This is a genomic window from Ellagibacter isourolithinifaciens, assembly GCF_008831035.1.
In the GTDB taxonomy this organism is placed as follows: Bacteria; Actinomycetota; Coriobacteriia; order Coriobacteriales; family Eggerthellaceae; genus Ellagibacter; species Ellagibacter isourolithinifaciens.
This window is the reverse complement of the sequence record NZ_WAJR01000074.1, coordinates 1-603: the sequence shown is the minus strand read 5'-3', so window position 1 is coordinate 603 and position 603 is coordinate 1. Positions and strand designations below refer to the sequence as shown.

The window sequence follows — 603 nt, the reverse complement described above, 5'->3', positions numbered from 1 at the left end:
TTGAACTGCATCCCAGTTCTTGGACGGGCCAATAAAGACTAAGCTGCAAGGGACTGATTCCGGAACTCCTCCGGGGTCAGTCCCTTTAGTTTAACCTGTCGCCTCCTTGTGTTCCAGTGAACGATATAGGCGCCCAGGTCGCGCTTGAACTCCTCGAAGCTCGCCCACGACCGGCCTTTGAAGAACTCATCTTTCATATGGCCGAACACCTGCTCGGTCGCCCCGTTGTCGATGCAGTTGCCCTTCCTCGACATGCTCTGGACCACGCCTGCCTCCGCCAGGCGGTTGCACCACCCGGCCTGCTGGTACTGCCATCCCATGTCGGAGTGCAGAACGGGGGCCGACCCCTCGGGCATCTTCGCCAGGAGCTGATCGAGCAGCTCGTATTGCTGGGCCATGTTCGGGCGCGTAGATACGGACCAGGCGACGATCTCCTTGCTCGCGAAGTCGTAGACGGGGGCGAAGTACGCCTTGCCCCAGGGCTGCCTGAACTCGGTGACGTCGGTGCCCATCTTCTCCCAGGGCCCGTCGGCCCCGAAGTCGCGCCCGATGACGTTCTCGAACGTCCTGCCGACCTTCCCCTTGTACGAGTTGTACCTGTGG

General features: G+C 61.4%; 1 protein-coding gene. It reads right to left on the bottom strand.

Annotation, left to right across the window (positions count from 1 at the left end; translation table 11 throughout):
- Positions 1 to 38: 38 nt before the first annotated feature.
- The coding region (locus F8C90_RS10800) for an IS3 family transposase (protein WP_158050501.1) at positions 39 to 603 on the bottom strand (565 nt) is incomplete at its 5' end.